Source organism: Achromobacter marplatensis, assembly GCF_049060505.1.
GTDB lineage: Bacteria > Pseudomonadota > Gammaproteobacteria > Burkholderiales > Burkholderiaceae_B > Achromobacter > Achromobacter marplatensis_A.
Genome location: NZ_JBMGRB010000002.1, coordinates 551,871 through 571,195 on the forward strand (window position 1 = coordinate 551,871; position 19,325 = coordinate 571,195).

Consider the following 19,325-nt stretch of genomic DNA (forward strand, 5'->3'; position numbering starts at 1 on the left):
GTTGCCATAGTGATTACTTTTCCTGACGCGGATCGAGCGCATCGCGCAGCCCGTCGCCCAGCAGATTGAAGCCCAGCACCACCAGGAAAATCGCCGATCCGGGGAAGATCGACATCCAGGGCGCCTGGGTCATGAAGTTCTTGGCCGTGTTCAGCATCGAGCCCCACGACGGCGTCGGCGGCTGCAGGCCCAGCCCCAGAAAGGACAGGCTGGCTTCCGCGATGATGGCGGTGGCGATCGTGATGGTGGCCTGGACGATCAGCGGCGGCATCACATTGGGGAAGACGTGCCGGCCGATGATGCGCAAGTCGGATGCGCCCAGCGCCCGGGCGCTTTGCACATAGTCTTCATTCTTTACCGCCAGCACCTGCCCGCGCGTCAGGCGCACGAACTTGGGCGCGGCCGACACGCCGATGGCGATCATGGCGTTGGTCAGGCTGGGCCCCAGGAAGGCGGCCAGCGCGATGGCCAGGATCAGGAACGGGATGGCCAGCAGCGCCTCGGTGGCGCGCGAGATGAAGCTGTCGGTCCAGCCGCCGAAGTAGCCGGCGGCAAGCCCGAAAGGCACCCCGACCACCAGCGCGATCAGCACGGACACCAGGCCGGCCATCAGGGACGCGCGGGCGCCATAGACCATGCGGCTGAAAATATCGCGGCCCAGCTCGTCCGTGCCCAGCCAGTAAGACGCCGACGGCGCCTTGCGAATAGTGGTGAAACTGGTCTGTAGCGGGTCGTGGTTGGCGATGAACGGCGCCAGCACGGCCAGCAGGACGAAGAAAGCCACAATGCCCAGGCCCAGCATCGCGATGTGGTTGCGTTTGAATTTTCCCCAGGCGCGGTTGCGGCTGCGGGGCGGCGTGACGGCTGCGGCCGTTGCAGGAAGTGCGCTCATGAGTGCCTCAGGCGGGGATTGACCAGGATGTACAGAATGTCGGCCAGCAGGTTCATCAGGATGAAGCCCACCGCCACGCAGAGCACCACGCCCTGCACCACCGCGTAGTCGCGCGTGAACACCGCGTCCACCACCAGCTTGCCGAAGCCCGGGATCGTAAAGACCTGTTCCGTCAGCACGGCGCCGGCCAACAATTCGCCGAACAACAAGGTCACCAGGGTGACGATCGGCATCAGCGCATTGCGCAGCGCATGGCGCAGCACCACGCTACGCGGCGACACGCCCTTGGCGCGGGCTGTGCGCACGTAGTCGGCGGACAGCGCTTCCAGCATGGACGACCGCGTATGGCGCATCAAGTAAGCCGCAATCGCGGTGGACAGCACCAGCGACGGCATCAGCATGGTCTTGATCGACAGCCAGAAGTCTTCGGCCGGCGACACATAGCCCGAGGCGGGCAGCAGCTTCCACTGCACCGACACCACCATGATCAGGATGATCCCCAACCAGAAGTTGGGAATCGACATGCCGGATAACGCCGCGATATTGGCGCCCATTTCAATGGGCTTGCCCTTGCGCACCGCGGCGAGGATCCCCATCGGGATGCCGATCAACAGCGCAAAGAACATCGCCATGGCGGCCAGTTGCAACGTCACCGGCAGCTTTTGCGCGATCAGCGTCGTGACGGGCACGTCGGTGCGCAAGGACTTGCCCAGATCGCCTTGCAGCACCTGCCCGGCCCACGCCGCGTACTGCATGGGCAAGGGATCGTTCAGGCGGTATTTGTCGCGCAGGTAATCCAGGACGGCCGGATCGCGTTCTTCGCCGGCCAGCGTCAACACCGGATCGCCAGGCAGGATTTTTTGCAGCATGAAGACGATCATCGACACCAGTATCAGTGTCGGTATCGCGACGATCACGCGGCGCAAGATGAGTTTAAGCATGTGGGAAAACCGTAGAACAGGAACGGCGGACGGCGTCAGGCCAACAACACCTGGCGCGCGGCCGCCGCAAAGAACCATTGAACGCGTCGCCGCACAGCGCCGCCGCGTTCAACGTGCGCGGCGCCCCAGAGAGGCCGCCGCGCCGCATTGTCACTTCTGCGCGAACGTCACACCCTTCAGGCGGATCATGCCGTCGGGATACGGCGTGAAGCCCTTGACCTTCTTGCCCATCGCGAACGGCCACGGCTGGTAGTAGTTGTACACCCCGGGCAGTTCGTCCTGGATGATGGTCTGCGCTTGCTCGTAGATCGCCTTGCGGCGGGCTTCATCCGGCACCGTGCGGGCCTCGTTCAGCAGCTTGTCCACTTCCGGGTTGCAGTAATGACCGTCGTTCAGCGCGCCCTTGCACGTCACGAACGCATGGACGTTGCCGTCGGGATCCACCCGGCCGGACCAACCCAGCATCACGATCTGGAAATTGCCGCCAGACGCTTCCTTCTGCAAGGCCGCGTATTCGGTGGGGCGCAAGGACAGGTCGAAGCCCGCCTCGGACGCCATGGCCTGGACGATCTCGGCGATGGACGACGTCGTGGTGTTGTTGCCGAACACCAGCTCGGCCTTCACGCGTTCAAAGCCGGCCTGCTTCAGCAAGGCCTGGGCTTTTGCCACGTCGCGCTTGGTGACGGGGAACTTGTCGCTATGGTAGGGGCTTGCCGGCGGGAACGGCTGCTGGGCGGGTTCGAAGATACCGCCGCCCGCGACCTCGTTGATGGCGTTGCGATCCAGCGCGTACTGGAACGCCTGGCGCACCAGCTTGTTCTTGAACGGATTGTCTTCGGCCCGCTTGCCGTTGCCCACATTGAACATGAACTGCTGGAAACCCAGCCCCGCCACCGGCGCGAACGTCAGGCTGGCGTCGGTCTTGACCTGCGGTGCATCGGACGGGTTCAGGCGTTCCAGCATATCCAGGTCGCCCGCACGCAGGTTCGACAAGCGGACCGTGGTGTCGGGAATGGGCAAGAACGTCACGCGCTTGAAAGCGTAGTCCTTGGCGTTGTAGTACTGGTCGAATTTTTCCAGCACGATGCGGTCGTTCTGGATACGTTCAACGAACTTGTACGGCCCGGAGCACACGGGCTTGCGCCCGACCGACGCCACGTCCGCGTCAGAGAAGGTCTTGGGCGACAGCATCATGCCGGCGCGGTCGGACAGTTGGGCCAGCAAGGTCGCGTCTGGCTTCTTCAGCGTCAGCACCAGCGTCGACGCGTCGGGCGCGTCCACTTTCTCGACCGAGGCCAGTTCGCCCTTGCGCAGACTGTCCGGCAGGCTCATGGCGCGTTCCAGGTTGGCCTTGGCCGCCGCCGCGTCGAACTTGGTGCCGTCATGGAACAGCGCGTCTTCGCGCAGCTTGAAAGTCAGTACCTTGTTGTCGGGGCTGAACGTCCACGACGTGGCCAACTGCGGTACGAAATGCAGCTTGGGATCGATGTCCACCAGTTTGTCGCACAGCGACGTGAACACGATGCGGCCCACGTATGTGCGGGCGCGGTGCGGGTCCAGCACGTCCGGGTCTTCTTGCAGGCCGATCCGGATGTTCTGGGCGCATGCGGCCCCCGCAGCCAACGCCAGCAAGCTGGTGCCGAAGGTCATGGTCAAGCGTTTCATTGTGTTTTTCCCCTTGTTGCTTGCGAACTTAACGTTTAGAAGCCCACCGCCTGGCCGTCGCGGCGGCTGTCGCTGGCGGCGACGTAACCCAGTTCGTTGTCGTTCTCGGACATGCGCCAGATGAACTGACCGGCGCCGAAGTCCATGTAGGGATCGTCAACGGACTTCAAAGCATGCCCGAGGTCTTTCAGGCCTGCAATGGTCGAGGCCTTCATGTTGGTCTCGATGTCGAGCGTGAAGTCGCGGTTGACCTTCCAGCGCGGCGCGCAGCAGGCGGCCTGGGGGTTCTGGTGGTAGTCGATCATGCGAACGACGGTCTGCATATGGCCTTGGGGCTGCATGTCGCCGCCCATCACGCCAAAGCTCATGACCGGCTTGCCGCCGCGCGTCAGGAAACCCGGGATGATGGTGTGGAACGGGCGCTTGCCGCCTTCGACCACGTTGGCCGACTTGGGGTCCATCGAGAAACCCACGCCCCGGTTCTGCATGCTGATGCCGGTGCCCGGCACGACCACGCCCGACCCGAAACCCATGTAGTTCGACTGGATGAACGAAATCATCATGCCGTTCTCGTCGGCGGCGGTCAGGTAGATGGTGCCGCCGGCGTGCGGGCGGCCCGCCTCGGCGTGCGTCGCCTGGTCCAGGCGGATCAGCTTGGCGCGGCTGTCGAGGTAGGCGTCCGACAACATTTGCTCGGGCGTGACCTGCATGGCGCGCGGGTCGGCCACGTACTTGTACAGATCGGCGAAGGCCAGCTTCATGGCTTCGATCTGGATGTGCTGCGATTGCACCGAATCCACCGGGATGTCGGACATGTCGAAGCGTTCCACGATGCCCAGCGCGATCAGCGCGGCAATGCCCTGCCCGTTGGGCGGGATCTCGTGCAGCTCGTAGCCGCGATACGACTTGGAAATGGGCTTGACCCAGTCCGGACGGTAATTGCGCAGGTCTTCCAGCGTCATCGCGCCGCCGCATTCCTTGCTGAACGCGGCGATGCGTTCGGCCAGTTCGCCTTCATAGAAGTCGCGGCCCTTGGATTCGGCGATGCGGCGCAGCGTGTTGGCGGCATCGGGGAAACGGAAATGCTCGCCGACCTTGGGCGCGCGGCCTTCCGGCAGGAACGCCTGGGCGTAGCCCGGCTGCGACTTCAGTTCGTCGGCGGCGGCGGCCCACTTGTGCGCCACCACCGGCGGCACGGCGTAGCCACGCTCGGCGATTTCAATGGCGGGTTCGAACAGCTGTTCGAACGGCAGCTTGCCCAGCTTCTCGTGCAACGCCGCCCAGCCGGCCACCACGCCCGGCACCGTCACGGCATCCCAGCCGCGCTTGGGCTGAATGGCCAGGCCGTCCGGGCCCGTGCCGTACTTGGCCTTGAAGTATTCGGTGTTCCAGGCGGCGGGCGCCACGCCCGACGAGTTCAAGCCATGCAGTTCCTTGCCATCCCAGACGATGGCGAAGCAATCACCGCCCAGGCCGCACGACACGGGTTCGACCAGGACGATCGTGGCCGCGGCCGCGATGGCGGCGTCCACGGCATTGCCGCCCTTGAGCAGCATGCGCAGCCCCGCCTGGGCTGCCAGCGGATGCGACGTGGACACCACGTTGCGCGCGAACAGCGGGATGCGTACGGAAGGATACGGGTTGCCCCAGTCGAAGGATTTCATGTGGCTTGTCTCATAACGGGTAAGCAGGCGAAGGTACTCTCGTGATCTAATTAAATCAATTTGATTTTTTGTTCCGTCATAAAAGAAATTTTTATGGGTCGCAGCGATGAGCACCATCCGGTTTTTGCGCACTTTCCTGGCCGTTGCGCACCACGGCTCTTTTTCCGAAGCCGCCGAGCAGGTCGCCCTGACCCAGGCGGCCGTCAGCTTCCAGATGCGTTCGCTGGAGGCCGAACTGGGCCGCGAACTGTTCGACCGTAGCGGGCGTCTTGCCATTCTTAACGCAGCCGGCCGGGAATTGCTACCGGAAATCAAGCATTTACTGGATTTATACGACCGAATGAGGTTGCCGCGCACCGTGCCCGGCGAACTGGCGGGCGCCGTGTCGGTGGGCAGCATCGTGTCGTGCATGGGAACCTTGTCCAAGGTCGTGTCGGGCCTGAAAAAGGCCCATCCGAAGCTGGACGTGCGCATTCTGTCGGGCAAGGCCAGCGAGCTGGCCGGCAAGGTCGAAGACGGCGAACTGGACGCGGCGTTCCTGGTGGAAGCCGGACGCAAGATGGCCAGCACGCGCTGGACCCCGCTCTATGAAGAGCAATTGGTGGTGATCGCCCCGGCGTCCGCCACGGGCAAGGATGCCCGTCAGGTATTGGCGAACAACCCCTTCCTGCGGTTCGACCGCACCCAGCGCACGGGGCTGCAGATCGACCGCCTGCTGCGGCGCCTGGCGGTGCCGCTGAACGAGTTCCTGGAACTCAACGCCATCGAGACCCTGGTGGAACTGGTGCGCCAGGAAGTCGGCGTGACCCTGCTGCCGCTGATCAACGGGTCCAACTGGCAGCACAGCCCGGAACTACGGATATTGACGCTGCCAGAAGACTTAGGCCCGCTTTCGCGGGCCATCGGCATGCTGGAACGGCGCGAACACGCGCGCCAAGGGATTACGGCGGCGATCTGCGACGCGTGCGCCACGGCATTCCGGGCGCGCGAACCGCAAACCGCCACCTGACGATCAGGTGCCCATTGCCGGATCCGTGATGGAGGTCTTGCCCGTTTCAACGTGGCCGGCGAAGCGGCGCAGGTAGGACGGGTCTTCGGACAGGCGGGCCGTGAAGTCGTACCAGTGGCCGCTGCCTTCCAGCGCCCAATGTTGTTCGACCTTGCTGCCTGCCGGCACGGTCAGCGTCCAACGCTCGTTATTGGTGTAGTACGCGTTGGGCGTGACTTCGAAGGTGCAGGCGTCCTTGCCGGTGTTGATGAAACTGACATAGAGGTCGCCATTGGCAATGTCGTAGCAGACGCGAATTTCCGGATCCAGCTGCGACGTGCGCGCCAGCGCCAGGTCACCCGCGAAATGGCGGTGATAGCCGTTGGGGCCCAACACCCACAGATCGTACTTGCCGCCATCGGCCGCCGTATCCCAACTGCCTTCCAGCTGCTTGTCGGGTTCTACCGTATAGCGGCGCGGCAAGCGGTCCAGATGCAGGCGGTCATACACATGGAAAACCGCCGCCTGCTTGCCCGTGTTGGAAAACACCAGCCACATACTGCCCATATTGGGTTGGCTGCGGCCGCTGGTGTGCAGCTCGTAGGGCAAGGCACGCGCGTAGCGGTAGCCCTTTTCCTGCACCGGCTTGGCCTGCGTCGTCGTGTCCGGCAACGGCACGGCGGTCAGTGCCTGCTGGTCGGTGCGCAGTTGGTCGGCGCCGGCACGCGTCAGCGTGTTCAGGTCAGGCAGCTTTTCGTCGTTGGGCGTCGCGAAGTTGAAGGCCGACGTCAGGTCGCCCAGCACGGCACGCCGCCACGGGCTGATGTTGTCTTCCGGCACGCCGAAGCGCGCTTCCAGGAAACGCAGCACCGATGTGTGGTCGAACGCCTGGGAATTGATCCAGCCGCCACGGCTCCACGGCGACACCACGTACATCGGCACGCGCGGGCCGGGGCCGTAGACGCGGTTGTCGGCCGCGTCCTGGGCGGAAGCGTGGGTGTGGCGTTCCAGGTCGGTATTGACGGTGGACGCGCCGGCCATCGAGCCATCGGGGTTTAGGGACGGCGCGGCGGGCGACGGCACGTGGTCGAAGTAGCCGTCGTTTTCGTCGAAGTTGATCAACAGGACCGTCTTGCTCCACACATCCGGATTCGAGGTCAGCGCATCCAGCGTTTCCTGGATATACCACGCGCCCTGCACCGGGCTGGACGGGCCGGGGTGTTCGGAATACGTGGCGGGCGCCACGATCCAGGACACTTGCGGCAAGGTGCCGTTGTTGACGTCATCGCGCAGCGATTGCAGAAAACCGCCATCGGGCATGGTGTTGGCCGTGCCCTTGTACAACGGGTTGGCGGCATCCATGCTGGGCGTCCAGGCCGGATACGGCGATCCGTTGGCCGCGTTGCCCGCCTGTTCGTTGGCGCGGCGGTATTGCTGGAAACCGGCCAGCGAGTTGTCGCCGAAGTTCTCGGGCAAGTTCTGGTAGACCTTCCAGCTGACGCCAGCCTTTTGCAGCCGTTCCGGGTAGGTCATCCAGGTCCAGCCGGTGGTGGACGCGCCCAGGCTGTCCCACTGGTTGCGGGTCGACGGCCCGTTGCCCTGCGCCAGCGGATCGTTGGTGCCGGTCCACAGGAACAGGCGGTTGGTGTTGGTGCCGCCGTGGGTCGAGCAGTGGTAGGCATCGCACAGCGTGAAGGCTTCGGCCAGCGAAAACTGGAAGTCCACTTCTTTCTGGCGGTAGTAGCCCATGGACTGGTTTTGCTTGTAGCGCGGCCACTGATCCATGCGGCCGCCGTCCCACGCCATTTGCGCATCCATATAGTCGTGCGGCGTGCCGGACACGCGCTGGGCATTACCCTGCGTGCTGTCCAGGTGATACGGCATCACCACGCGCGTGCCGTTGGTCTGTTCCCAGACCGAACGGTTCTGCGGCAACGGGATCGTGATGCGGTCGCCAAAACCGCGCACGCCCTTGTACGTGCCGAAGTACATGTCGAACGAGCGGTTTTCCTGCATCAGGATGACCACGTGCTCGACGTCGTTGATCGTGCCGGTGCGGTTGTTGGCCGGAATGGCCAGCGCGCGGCGAATGGCGGGCGGGAACATCGACAGCGCGGTCAGGCCGGCGGTGGACGCCGCGGCGTTGCGCAGGAAGCGGCGCTTGCCAGTGTGGATCGGGTCTTTTTCGGACTTCACGGTTTCGTTTCCTATGACTCGGGAGAAAGCGCGGTTCAAGGCGCGCAACGCAGTTCGGGCTTGGCCGGGGTGGGCGGCGTCACCGGCGTTTCGGTGCCGCCATTGCCGGGCGTGCCGGCACCGTTGTCGGGGTTGCTGTCGTCGCTATCGTCGCCACCGCATGCGGCCAGCGTGGCCGTCAACATCAGCACCGCACCAGCGCGCAGGAAACCGCGCAATATCAGGGACTTGCTCATGGTTTTTTCTATCCTTACCAATCAGGGAAACAGGTCGGAAACGGACTTGCCGGACAGCGCCAGGGACCTGACTTCCGTCTCGGTCAAGGCGCGCGACCAGAAGGCCAGATCGTCAAAATTCATCGTGTAAGGGCCCTTGGTGCCGGCGCAGCAGACGCCGTAGGTGCCCAGGCCGTCTTCGTTCAGGCCGATGTGCGGACCGAATAGGCCGGCCACCAGCGCCAGGTTCACCGAGCCCGTCGTCATGTTGCGGCGCGTAAAACCGATCTCGCTGTCGTACACGAACGCCGTCATCATCTTGGCGGGCTTGTCGATGGTCATGGCGACGTACACGGGCTTGTTCGGCGTGAATTTGACGCCGTTGATATCAGCGCGGACGCCGCCGCCCGCCACGTTGAAGCGCAGCTCGGGGCCGGCCCACTGGGCGATGGTGATGCCGGGGTTGCCGCCGGAGTTGTAGTCTTTGTTGCCCAGGATCGAACGGTCGTTGGCCGTGCCGTCCGACTGGTACCAAAAGCCGATCGTGAAGACCGGCAAGGTGTCGAGCAGCCCCGCCGGGTAGTCCAGCTTGAATGCGCCCAAGGCGGCGGCGCCGCGCTCGTTCTGGAACATCTTGCCGAACACGCCCGCGTTGGCGTAGGCCGGCGCCTGCACGCCGTCGTATGGCGTGATCGCGCCGCCGCCCGCCGCCACGTCGGTCACATTGCCTTCGAACGGGAACAGCATCGTCAGGCCGGTGCGCAGCGAAGCCAGCAACGGCACGGGCTTGGCATAGACCACCGTGGCGCGGGTCGCGCTGACGGCGCGGCCAGCGGACACGCTGTAGTTCAGCGCATGCACGCCTTCGGTATCGAAGGTGAAACCCGTGTCCGCGTATTCCGTGGCGGCCGCCGGCAAGCGCGCCACTTCGGCGCCGTCGCGGCTGACCACGATTTCGTCCCCGGCTGCGCCCACACGCACCCACGAGAGTGTCACGGTCTTGTTGTCCATGGACGTGCGGGCCGCCAGGCGGCGCAGGGCCAGGGGTTCGGACAGCGGCGTGCCCGCCATATCGTAGGCGCCCGCGGCAGGCAGTGCGCCCAGATGGGCCAGCAGCGTCGGCGCGACATCGGCGGCGCTGGGCAACGCATACCAGTTGTTGTCCCACACACCGTCGAACGACGCGTCGTCCGACGTGCCCCCCAGCATCGCAGGTTGGTTCGTCGCCAGCACGATAGTCTTGTTCAACGACATGGGCAGGCCGTCGCTGGCGCCCGTCTTGTCCAGGCCATGACTGGCGGCCACGACGATCAGCCAGTTCTCGCCGGGGTTCGCGGCGCGGCGGTCGGCGACCTGTTTGGCCAGCACGCCCACGGCGGCGTCCGTCTGACGGATGACCGCTTGGTAATTCGCGCCAAAACCGCTATCCGAGGCGGCGCGCTCGGCGGCGCCGAACTGGGCCACCACCACGTCATAGCCTTCCGTGATGCGGTCGCGCGCTTGCGTGGCGACGCAATCGTCAACGCCCGCGCAGTCCGTCACGGCTTGCAGGTAACCGGCGTCGCGGTCGCCGCCGACCAACCCCGCCAGCAACGTCGAATTGAAGGCCGCCGACACGCGGGCGTCGGGACGCGCCGCCTTCACGCGCTGGAACAAGCTGGGCGCCTTCATCGCCTGGCCGGCGGCGTTGGACCGCACGCCATGCGCGTCGGCCCACTGGCCCGTCAGCAACGTGGCCCAGCCGGGAACCGCCAAGGTGGGCTGTTGCGTAACCCCGCCCGTCACGCCGCCCGTCCAGGCGCGCGTGATGGTCAACTGGCCGATGTTGGACAAGGACTTGTCCGCCACGCCTTGACGCATGGCGTCATAGGTCAGGCCGTCGACACCGATGAACAGCACTTTCTCGACGGCCGGCTTACCCGGCTCGGTCACCGGCGGCGCGGTCGGCGGCGCCTCGGTCTCGTCGTCATCGTCACTGCCCCCACAGCCCGCCAATGCGCTGGTAGCCAGCAACATGGCGCACCATCTTCTCCAATTCAATGCTTGCATGCTTATCTTCTCGTTTCATGAATAGGGTTTTACGCTGCGCACATAGTGGCGGCTCAAGGTGAAGGCCCCATGAAACAAAGGACAGAAAGCCTGATCGACGGATCAGGATTCTTTTGCGAAAAATCGGGATGTGTCCGCGCATGAAAAAGGGACCGGCGTGCCGGTCCCTGCGATCGTGGCTGAACCGCGCGCGCCGCTTCGCGGCCTGCGCGGTTCAGCCGGGGTGCCGCGCGGGCTACGCGCCGATCTTCACGCCGGTCAGGTAGCCGACGGCCGCACCGAAGCCATCCTTGTAGTTGGCCTTGACCAGCGGTTCGAGCGTCGGCCGCACCACCGCGTGTATGCCGCCCCAGTCGGCCGCGTGCTGGAAGTTGCTGGTGATGTAGGTCCAGCCGTTGATTTCGTCCACGGCCTGCAGGCCCGTGGATTCCGCGGCCACCGGGCACGACAGCAAGCGTGACAGCGCCTTCGTATCGACGTTGTAGGCCCACATGAAATTGTTAACGTGGCCGCCGCTGTCTTCACCCACGAACAACGTGCGCAGCTTTTCCGAGAACTTCAGGTTGTCGGGGTTCGAGACGAAATCGGCGTTGTGCGTGTTGCCCAGCGCATCCGGCGTAGCCAGCGGTTTGCCGACCAATTCCGCCACCGCGCCCATGTCCACCGGCACCCATTCGCTGTCGATCACATTGCCATCGGTGTCGACCTGGCCCGCTTGCAGGTGCAACTGGTACACCGCGCCGGCGGCGTTGGCTTCCACTTTCAGGCCCGCAACCTTGCCGTCGATCATGGACGATTCAATGCGCGACATGGCGCTGTAAGCGATCTTGTCCTTGGCGTTGACGGTGGTGCCTTCCATTTTGGTGAAGGCCAACGTGCCGCCCACCAGCGCCGCATACCGGTGCGTTTCCAGGAAAGCCGCGGCCTGCCGGCGGCCCGGCTGCAGCTTGACCCAGTTATCCTTGCCGCTGTAGCGGATCTTGGTGAAGGACGCGTCGGCCGGGTCGGCGGTGCGCACGTCCATGATGTCGGCCGCCACCAATCGGTCAGCCAGCTCCTTGACCTCGGCGCTGGTGGCATGGCCCAGTTTGATCCATTTCAACGTGCCGGCGCCCGGGCCCGTACCCAGGGTCTGGGTCCATTGGGCCACGTACAGCGTGCCCGCCGACAGGTCGGCCTTGCGATCGGCCACGAACATGAACAGGCCGCCGTTGGTGGCGTCGTCGCCCATGAGCGCGGTGCGCTGGTCAGGCATCATCTGCACTAGCTCGTGCGAAATGCGGCCCATGCAGTAGTGCTTCTTGATGCTGCCCGTGCCGTCCGGATGCACGGTGACTTCCGGCATATGGCCGTAGTGGTACGGGTTGGCCTTGGCCGGGTCGCCGTAGACGTTCTGGCTGTAGGTCTGGAACGACGCCTGCGTGCGGGCGATCGTCGCGTCGGGCTCGTACTCTTCGCTGGACAGGTGGGTGCCCCAGGGCGACAGGCTGGCGCCGCAGGTGATCCACAGGCCGTGCACCGATGCCGTGTCCACGTTGCTGTACTTCACCAAGCTCAGTTTGCCGGTGTTCGGGTCTTGCGAGAGGGTCAGCACGGCAATCGGCGACGGCAGCAACCCGTACATGTCGTTGCCCGCCTGGTCCATCGATTGGTATTCGAATTGCACCACGGCGTAGACGGCGTTGCCGGCCACGCCAGCGACCTTCGTCGGTTCCGACAGCGCCAGCAAAGACGTGCCGTCCGGACAGTTCGAAAAGAACTGGCGTGCGCGGGCGGGCACCGAGTTATCCATGATGGGCGCGCCGGCCAGGTTGAAGTACCCGCCCGCCACCATCGTGCCGCCCTTGCCGTCCGGCACGGCGTCGCCCGTCACGAAGAACGGCTCGTAGCCCAGTTCGACGGTGCGCTTGGAGCCGTCGCTGAACGTCAGCGCCATGGCCGAGCTCACGGTTGTTCGCGCCATCAGTTCCGGCGTGGCCAGGGTCGGCGCGGGCATCGACGTGAACGCGGCGGACGAAAACGTCACTGGCGCGGTGGGCGGATTGGGATTGGGAGTCGGATTCGTCGAGCCATCGCTGTCGTCATCATCGTCGCTCGAATTACAGCCGGCCAGCAGCGCAGCCATGCTGACGCCGCCGATCGGCAGCATCGGCGCTCCTCCCAGCATCTTCAGGAGTCGGCGGCGATTGGCTTGATTCGTATCTTGCATGCGGGTGTCCCAGTTGGATCGGATAAAGGCGCTCGGGGAAAATCGAGCGTTGCCCGCATGCTAGAGACGCGCCGTGTAAGCGCCATGACAAAAAACTGTACGGAACCTGAATCGAACGCGGATTACCGGTATCGGCGTTGTCATGATCAACCGCTATAGTCGGGCGCGTCGCTTTTCGTGTGCGTTATCGCCCTTATGCCGCTTTTCCTGCGTCCCTCTCTGCCCTCCGCGCCCGCCACGCTGCGCGTCCTTGCCGTGCTGGCGCTTGCCGCGGGCGTGGGTGTTTGGGCCGCGGTACTGCTTGCGCCGCGGCCCGGCCCGATGCCGCCAGCCGTGTCGGCGCCCGCGCCGCGCGCAGCCGACAACACGCCCGTGGCGCTGTGGTTCGGAAAAGACGAAGTGATGCGCACGCAGATCAGCGTGCTGGGCCTGATCGCGGCCGGCCCGGATGGCGCGGCGGTGCTAAGCGTGGATGGCGGCCCGCCGCTGGCTTATCGCGCGGGCGGCGAAGTGGCCCCGGGCATCGTGCTGCGCGATATCGCAGCGGACGCCGTGACGGTAGAGCAAGGGGGAAGATTGAATCGCCTGGCCACCCCCGCCGCGTTGGCGGCGCCAGCGGGGATCGCGCAGGTGAATTGAAACGCCGGGGCTTGAATCTGATGATTGCGGGTCAGGCGGCGCTTCCTTTCAAGCGCCCGCCAATCAGCGCTTACGGCCCGCGGGGCGGCCCATTTGCTTGCGGCCTGCCAGGTTCGACAGGGACGACCCTGCCGGTTTCTGTGTGGCGGCAGCCTGCTTCTTCTGTTGAAGCGCCTTTTCAACCAACGCTGCCAATCCAGTCGAAGACTTCTCTTTTGTAGCCATTACCGCTCCTTGTAGAAGGGCCATGGTAGCAGGCGGGCGGCGTCGCAACGCATTACTGTCATATTTCATGTCCACAATTCCGGGCTTCTACTGAATACCGGAGTTGCAAAGTGCGCCAGTTACCGCGCGGGCTAGCCCGCCAGCAAGGTTTCACCCTGATCGAAATCATGGTGGTGATTGTGATCATGGGGATCCTGGCGGCCCTGATCGTGCCCCGCGTGCTCGACCGTCCCGATCAGGCCCGGCAAGTCGCCGCGCGCCAGGACATCGCGGGCATCATGCAGGCGCTCAAGCTCTACCGGCTGGATAACGGCCGCTACCCCAACACGGCGCAAGGACTACGCGCGCTGGCCGAAAAACCCGATGGCGCCAATAACTGGCGCGGTTACCTCGACAAGCTGCCCAACGACCCCTGGGGCCATCCGTACCAATACCTGAGCCCCGGCGTCAAGGGCGACATCGATGTCTTCTCGTTCGGCGCCGACAACAAGCCCGGGGGAGAAAACGGCGATGCCGACATCGGTTCCTGGGAACTCTGAACGCGGGTTCACGCTGGTCGAAGTGCTGGTGGTGCTGGTGATCGTGGCCATTGCGGCCAGCATGGTCAGCCTGTCCATCGGGAAAAGCGACAACGGCCTGCGCAGCGATGCGCAGCGCCTGGCCGACGCCTTCACCGTGGCGCAAAGCGAAGCCCGCAGCGACGGGCGCGCCATCCGCTGGCTGGCGAACGACCAGGGCTGGTCCTTCGAACGCCAGGGCCGCCTGCCGGGCCCCAGCGCCCAGGAAGATACGCCCGTGCCAGTCGACCACCTGGAACACGACGATATGTTGCGTGCCCAGACCTGGCGGGCGGGCGCGGTCCAGCTTCGGCTGAATCCCGACCGTCCGCTGGTGTTCAACACCGAATGGGTGGCCCCCCCCATGACGCTTACCCTGCACGCGGGCGACGCCAGCATCACCCTGCAACGCGACGCCTCCGGCCGCTATGACATCCGTTGAATCGCCCCGCTCCGCTGAGCGCCAGCGCGGCTTCACCCTGATCGAGGTGCTGGTGGCGTTGGCCATCATCGCCGTGGCGATGGCCGCCGCCCTGCGCGCAACCGGCGTCATGTCGGCCAACAACCGCGCCTTGCAAGACAAGACGCTGGCGCTGCTGGCCGCGCAAAACGCGTTGACGCAGCTGCGGCTGGAGCAGACCTTGCCGCGTGCCGGCTCGCAGACGGTGCCCTGCCCGCAAGGCGGCCGCGCGCTGCAATGCGAACTGGTGTTCACCAATTCCATGAACCGCAGCTTTCGGCAGGTTTCCGTGAACGTCCATGACGCGGCGTCCTCGCGTCCGGACGCGGTGCTGCTGCAACTGGACGGGCTGTTGTCCAGCCTGCGATGAGCATGCGCGCCGCACCGATGCGATCGTCTCCCGCCCATACCGCCCAGGCCGGCTTCACGCTGATCGAAGTTCTCGTGGCCCTGGCATTGATGGCGCTGGTCAGCCTGATGGCGTGGCGCGGGCTGGCCAGTGTGTCCAGCGCGCGCGACTGGATCGAGCAAGAAGCGGAAGACACGGACGCCATCGTCCGCACCCTGGGCCAGATGGGACGCGATGTCGAATTGTCCTATTCCGGGCCGGCCTTCGACCCCGCAGGCAAAGACGCATTGGCGTTGACGACGGGCTTGCGCCTGTTGCGGCGGACGAGCGGCGGCAACGCCCTGGAACTGCTGCGGCCCGACCCCGACGGCAACGGCCTGTGGCAGCGCGTGCAATGGCAGGTGCGGGCGGACGGCCTGTGGCGTGCCAGCGGTCCGTCGGCGCCGCGCAGTCCGCTGCCGGCCGCGACCGACGCCGTGCTGCTCTTGCCCGGCGTCCGGGCGCTGGGCGTGCGCGCCTGGATCCCCGGCACGGGCTGGGTCGACGCCAACGCCAGCTTCGCCACCGCGCCGACCGGCATTGAAATCACGCTGGAACGCGGCGCGGCCAACGCCCCCCAGCGCTATATCCGCATCCTGGAGCTGCCATGACGGCCCGCCCTCCGGCTTACGAACGCGGCGCGGCGGTCATTAGCGCGCTGATCATCGTCGCCATCGTGGCGGCGCTGACGACAAGCCTGTTCCAGCGCCAGACCGCCAGCACGCGTCGTGTGGAAAACGAACTGGCCCGGGTGCAGGCCCGCGTCATGCTCGCCGGCGGCATTGACTGGGCGCGGCTGGTCATCCGCGATCATGGCAAGCGCGAGTCCACGACCCGCGGCGACCAGATCTGGGCGACGCCGGTGCTGGACACGCGCATCGAACGGCCTGGCGACGAACGCGTCGCCGTATTCTCGGGACGCGTCCAGGACGAGCAGGGGAAGTACAACCTGAGCAATCTGGCCCGCAACGGTGTGCCGAACCCCGAGCAGGAAAAGGTGTTGCGCCGGCTACTGAACATCCAGCAACTGCCCGACAGCCTGGCCGGCCACATCATCGACATCATCGCCGCCGCCCAGCCACCGGCGCTGGCGGCGGACTCGCCGTCGTCGTCGAATGGCCGGCCCGTCGCCGCGCCCGACGCGCGCGCGCCGCTGCCCCGAGGCGTGGACGAGATCGCCGCCCAGCTTGGGCTGGAACCGCCCGCGCGCAACGCGATGCGCCTGACGATGACGGTCTTGCCAGTCGCCACCAGCGTCAACGTCAACACCGCGCCCGCCGAGGTCATCGCCGCGCTGGTGCCCGGCCTGTCGCTCAGCCAGGCGCGCGCGATAACGGGCGAGCGCGACCGCGGCAACTGGTTCAACAACACCGGCGACTTCGCCAACCGGCTGACCGGCACCGGCGTGGACTCGCCCGCGCCCACCGTTACGACGGCCAGCGGCTGGTTCATGGCCAGCGGCACCGTGGTCTACGAACGCGCCCGGGTTTCCATGCAAGCCCTGGTACGCAGCGCGCCGCCGGCGGCGCCCGACACGATATGGACACGAGAAACCCCTTGAATAACGCCCCCACGCTACATCCGCTTCGCGGACTTGCTGCCCCCCAGGGGGGCCTTTTCATCTCTGGGACGGCCCCGCTGAATAATGCCCCCATGCCGCACCCGCTTCGCGGACTTGCTGCCCCCCAGGGGGGCCTTTTCATCTTGGGGACGGCCCCGCTGAATAATGCCCCCATGCCGCACCCGCTTCGCGGGCTTGCTGCCCCCCGGGGGGGCGTTTTCATCTTGGGAACGGCCCCGCGATGAAAAACTCCCTGCGTATCGCGTTACCTGTTCTGGATGAGTTCGGCGCCGGTTCGCCGTTGCCTTATGCCTGGTTTGACCGGCGTGGGCGTTGCGTGCAGCAAGGCGAAATGACCTTGCAGGCGCTGGGCAACGCCTATCCGAATGCCGCGTGCGAGGCGGTGCTGCATCCCGCGGATGTCATCGCCACCACCGTGCAGATTCCCGCCGTCGCCCGCGCGCGCATGGCCGCCGCGGTCCATAGCGCCCTGGAACCGCTGGTGCTAAGCGATCTGGACGCGCTTGCGATCGGCTATGGCCCGCGCGGTGCGGACGGCAAGGTTCCGTTGGCCTGGGCGCCGCGCGAACCCGTGCGCCGGGCCTGGGGCCTGCTGAATGCGCAAGGCTTGCGCGCGCATGCGCTCATCGCCCCGCAGACGCTGGCGCCCGCCTCGGATGCCCCCTTGCGAGACCCGGCGGATCCGCGTTGGCAGGCGGCATCGCCGTCGTGGTCGCTGGCAATGCCGCAATTGGCCCCCGCCCGTGTCTCGCGCTGGCGTCCCGTCTGGCGTTGGGGCGCGGCGGCAGCCGTGGTCTGGATCGCAGGCCTGAACATCCATGCGGCGCAATTGAGCGCCGAAGCCGACGCATTGAAGAACGGCATGCGCCAGCAGGTGCTGGCCGCCTTCCCCGACTTGCCCGTGGTGCTGGACCCGGCACGGCAGGCCCAGCAAGGCCTGGACGCGCTGCTGGCCAATCGGGGTTCGGCCAGCGCGGCGGACTTCCTGCCCCTGGCCCGCGCCGCCGCGCAGACGCTGCCCTTCGCGGCCGACAAGGTGGCACGCCTGAGCTATGCCGACCAGGCGCTGACCCTGCAACTGGCCGATGCCGGCGAGCAAGCCCAACGCGTCGCGGAAACCCCGGCGCTGATCCAGCAGGCCGCCGCATTGGGCCTGAAACTGGAGCGCAGCGACACCGACAACACCTGGCGCATCCTGCGCAAGCAACCATGACCCTGAACCAACGCCTGCAACACGCCTGGCAATCCGTCCGCAAACCCGTGGACCCAGCGCTGGCCCGCGCGCGCCAGCGCTACGCGGCGCTGGCGCCGCGCGAACGCCGGCTGGTCACCGGCGCAGCCGCGCTGTTAGGCGCGGCCATTGTCTTCGTCGTCTTCATCGAGCCGCCTTTGAACACCGTCCGCAAGCTGCAAGCGGAATTGCCCGCGCTACGCACCCAGGCCGCCAGCGTCGCCGACCTGACATCACGGGCGCGGTCGTTGCGCCAACGCTCGGCTGCCCCGGCCGCCAGCATGCCTACCCCGGCGGAATTGGGCGCCAGCCTGGAACGCGGCGGCCTGCCGGCGGGCATGTGGACGCTGGGCCAACCGGAATCCGGCAGCGGTGTACGGCTGGAACTGAACCAGGCGCCATCATCGGCGCTGCTGCGCTGGCTGGAAGGGGCGGGCCGCGATTGGGGGTTGTCCACGCAAAAGGTCGAGTTGACCCGCGCCGCCAACCCGAACGGCCGGCCGCTGCCCGGTCTGGTCAACGGTCAGGTGACGCTGGCCTTGCCGGACAAGGCAGGCGCCCGCTGATGGCCCTGCCCCCGATCAACAAACGCGCCGCCGCCCTGCTGCTGGCCAGCGGCGCCTGTGCGGCTGCCGCCGGTATCAGCGTGCTGCCGGCGCGCTGGCTGCTGGCTTTGCAGCCCGAGCCCGCGCTGGTGACGCTGGCCGACGCCAGCGGCACCTTATGGCAAGGCAGCGCCTGGATCGCGCTAGGCGCCCAGGGATCGCGGCGTGTTCTGCCGCAAGCGGTGCAATGGCGATGGCGCTGGGATGCGATGGCGCTGGAAGTCTCGCATCCGTGGCTGCAAGGCCCGCTTCGCGCCCGCGTGGGCTGGGCCGGCATCTCATTGCCGGCCCAGTCGCTGCGCGTGCCGGCGTCCGTCTTGCCCGCCCTGGGCGCGCCGTGGAACACGTTGGCGCCCGAAGGCATGCTCGAGATCAGCTGGCAGGCATTGCGCCTGGGCGGCGCCCTGCCGTCCGGTCCGATCGCCGATCTGCGCTGGCGTAATGCCGGCACGGCCTTGACCTCCGTTGCGCCGGTGGGCACCTACCTGCTGCGGCTGCAAGGCACCGGCAAACCGGGCGCCGCCCTTCTCCTCAGCACCGAAAACGGCGTGCTGGCAGTGTCCGGACAGGGCAGCGTGACGGCGCGCGGCGTCAATTTCGAAGGCCAGGCCACGTTCGCGTCTTCGGCGACGCAAGCGCAACGCGCCGCCCTGGACGGACTGATGTCGACCCTGGGGCGGCGCACGAAGGATACGGTGGTGTTCGGCGTCGGCAAGTAGCGTCGACCGGCGCCTGGCCGCGCGCGTGGCGCGGGCGCCAGAGCCTCCAGATTCCGGGCGCCGACTTGCCGCCGGCGCCACCCGCTACGCCATGCCAGGC

19 protein-coding genes are annotated in these 19,325 nt (G+C 66.2%); 10 read left to right on the plus strand and 9 right to left on the minus strand.

The features are described from left to right. Positions 1 to 13: 13 nt before the first annotated feature. From nikC to ggt, 4 genes are all read right to left on the minus strand, one after another. Entirely contained in the window at positions 14 to 892 is an 879-nt protein-coding gene (gene nikC, locus ACI0FO_RS07325; protein ID WP_006227378.1) for a nickel transporter permease, read from the minus strand. Further along, complete coding sequence (locus tag ACI0FO_RS07330; RefSeq protein ID WP_416025366.1) at positions 889 to 1,833, minus strand: ABC transporter permease; 945 nt, start codon at positions 1,831 to 1,833, stop codon at positions 889 to 891. The genes nikC and ACI0FO_RS07330 overlap by 4 nt, the downstream gene beginning before the upstream one ends. 150 nt (positions 1,834 to 1,983) lie before the next feature. After that, positions 1,984 to 3,498: an ABC transporter substrate-binding protein gene (locus ACI0FO_RS07335; protein ID WP_416025367.1), complete on the minus strand. Its 1,515-nt coding sequence runs from the start codon at positions 3,496 to 3,498 to the stop codon at positions 1,984 to 1,986. A 35-nt stretch (positions 3,499 to 3,533) separates the two neighbouring features. Further along, entirely contained in the window at positions 3,534 to 5,162 is a 1,629-nt protein-coding gene (gene ggt, locus ACI0FO_RS07340; protein ID WP_416025369.1) for a gamma-glutamyltransferase, read from the minus strand. 106 nt (positions 5,163 to 5,268) lie between these two features. On the opposite strand from ggt, the gene ACI0FO_RS07345 reads away from it, so the two are divergent. After that, positions 5,269 to 6,171 carry a LysR family transcriptional regulator gene (locus tag ACI0FO_RS07345; RefSeq protein WP_416025371.1) on the plus strand — a complete coding sequence of 301 codons (903 nt, stop codon included), beginning with the start codon at positions 5,269 to 5,271 and terminating at the stop codon, positions 6,169 to 6,171. 3 nt (positions 6,172 to 6,174) lie between these two features. Here the strand turns inward: ACI0FO_RS07345 and ACI0FO_RS07350 are convergent, their stop codons facing one another. The 4 genes from ACI0FO_RS07350 to ACI0FO_RS07365 all read right to left on the minus strand — a co-directional run bounded on the left by ACI0FO_RS07350 (position 6,175) and on the right by ACI0FO_RS07365 (position 12,819). Then, positions 6,175 to 8,346, minus strand: a complete 2,172-nt coding sequence (locus tag ACI0FO_RS07350) for a phosphocholine-specific phospholipase C (protein ID WP_416025373.1) — start codon at positions 8,344 to 8,346, stop codon at positions 6,175 to 6,177. A gap of 35 nt (positions 8,347 to 8,381) precedes the next feature. Further along, positions 8,382 to 8,582, minus strand: a complete 201-nt coding sequence (locus ACI0FO_RS07355; protein WP_416025375.1) for a hypothetical protein — start codon at positions 8,580 to 8,582, stop codon at positions 8,382 to 8,384. Positions 8,583 to 8,603: 21 nt separating this feature from the next. Then, the gene (locus ACI0FO_RS07360; protein ID WP_416025377.1) at positions 8,604 to 10,610 is read right to left on the minus strand and encodes a nucleotide pyrophosphatase; all 2,007 of its coding nucleotides are present in this window, start codon (positions 10,608 to 10,610) and stop codon (positions 8,604 to 8,606) included. Positions 10,611 to 10,845: 235 nt separating this feature from the next. Continuing rightward, entirely contained in the window at positions 10,846 to 12,819 is a 1,974-nt protein-coding gene (locus ACI0FO_RS07365; RefSeq protein ID WP_416025379.1) for a PhoX family protein, read from the minus strand. 195 nt (positions 12,820 to 13,014) lie between these two features. Here ACI0FO_RS07365 and ACI0FO_RS07370 point away from each other — a divergent pair, with 195 nt between their 5' ends. Further along, entirely contained in the window at positions 13,015 to 13,458 is a 444-nt protein-coding gene (locus ACI0FO_RS07370) for a hypothetical protein (RefSeq protein ID WP_416025381.1), read from the plus strand. Positions 13,459 to 13,521: 63 nt separating this feature from the next. Here the strand turns inward: ACI0FO_RS07370 and ACI0FO_RS07375 are convergent, their stop codons facing one another. Further along, on the minus strand, positions 13,522 to 13,752 hold the full coding sequence (locus tag ACI0FO_RS07375; protein ID WP_416025382.1) for a hypothetical protein: 231 nt from the start codon (positions 13,750 to 13,752) through the stop codon (positions 13,522 to 13,524). A gap of 41 nt (positions 13,753 to 13,793) precedes the next feature. Between ACI0FO_RS07375 and gspG the strand changes: the two genes are divergently transcribed. The 8 genes from gspG to ACI0FO_RS07415 all read left to right on the plus strand — a co-directional run bounded on the left by gspG (position 13,794) and on the right by ACI0FO_RS07415 (position 19,225). Beyond that, the gene (gene gspG / locus ACI0FO_RS07380; RefSeq protein ID WP_416025384.1) at positions 13,794 to 14,222 is read left to right on the plus strand and encodes a type II secretion system major pseudopilin GspG; all 429 of its coding nucleotides are present in this window, start codon (positions 13,794 to 13,796) and stop codon (positions 14,220 to 14,222) included. After that, on the plus strand, positions 14,194 to 14,682 hold the full coding sequence (gene gspH / locus ACI0FO_RS07385) for a type II secretion system minor pseudopilin GspH (RefSeq protein WP_416025386.1): 489 nt from the start codon (positions 14,194 to 14,196) through the stop codon (positions 14,680 to 14,682). Before gspG ends, gspH begins: the two co-directional genes overlap by 29 nt. Next, complete coding sequence (gene gspI / locus ACI0FO_RS07390; protein ID WP_416025387.1) at positions 14,669 to 15,070, plus strand: type II secretion system minor pseudopilin GspI; 402 nt, start codon at positions 14,669 to 14,671, stop codon at positions 15,068 to 15,070. Before gspH ends, gspI begins: the two co-directional genes overlap by 14 nt. 17 nt (positions 15,071 to 15,087) lie before the next feature. Beyond that, on the plus strand, positions 15,088 to 15,699 hold the full coding sequence (locus ACI0FO_RS07395) for a PulJ/GspJ family protein (RefSeq protein WP_416025389.1): 612 nt from the start codon (positions 15,088 to 15,090) through the stop codon (positions 15,697 to 15,699). Next, a complete protein-coding gene (gspK, locus tag ACI0FO_RS07400; RefSeq protein ID WP_416025391.1) occupies positions 15,696 to 16,649 on the plus strand; it encodes a type II secretion system minor pseudopilin GspK in 954 nt (317 codons plus the stop codon). Before ACI0FO_RS07395 ends, gspK begins: the two co-directional genes overlap by 4 nt. A gap of 241 nt (positions 16,650 to 16,890) precedes the next feature. Further along, positions 16,891 to 17,883 carry a type II secretion system protein GspL gene (gene gspL / locus ACI0FO_RS07405; RefSeq protein WP_416025392.1) on the plus strand — a complete coding sequence of 331 codons (993 nt, stop codon included), beginning with the start codon at positions 16,891 to 16,893 and terminating at the stop codon, positions 17,881 to 17,883. Beyond that, positions 17,880 to 18,467, plus strand: coding sequence for a type II secretion system protein GspM (gene gspM, locus ACI0FO_RS07410; RefSeq protein ID WP_416025394.1), 588 nt, complete (start codon positions 17,880 to 17,882; stop codon positions 18,465 to 18,467). Before gspL ends, gspM begins: the two co-directional genes overlap by 4 nt. Next, positions 18,467 to 19,225 (plus strand): type II secretion system protein N, encoded by a 759-nt coding sequence (locus ACI0FO_RS07415; protein WP_416025396.1) that lies wholly within the window; start codon positions 18,467 to 18,469, stop codon positions 19,223 to 19,225. Before gspM ends, ACI0FO_RS07415 begins: the two co-directional genes overlap by 1 nt. Positions 19,226 to 19,325: the final 100 nt, after the last annotated feature.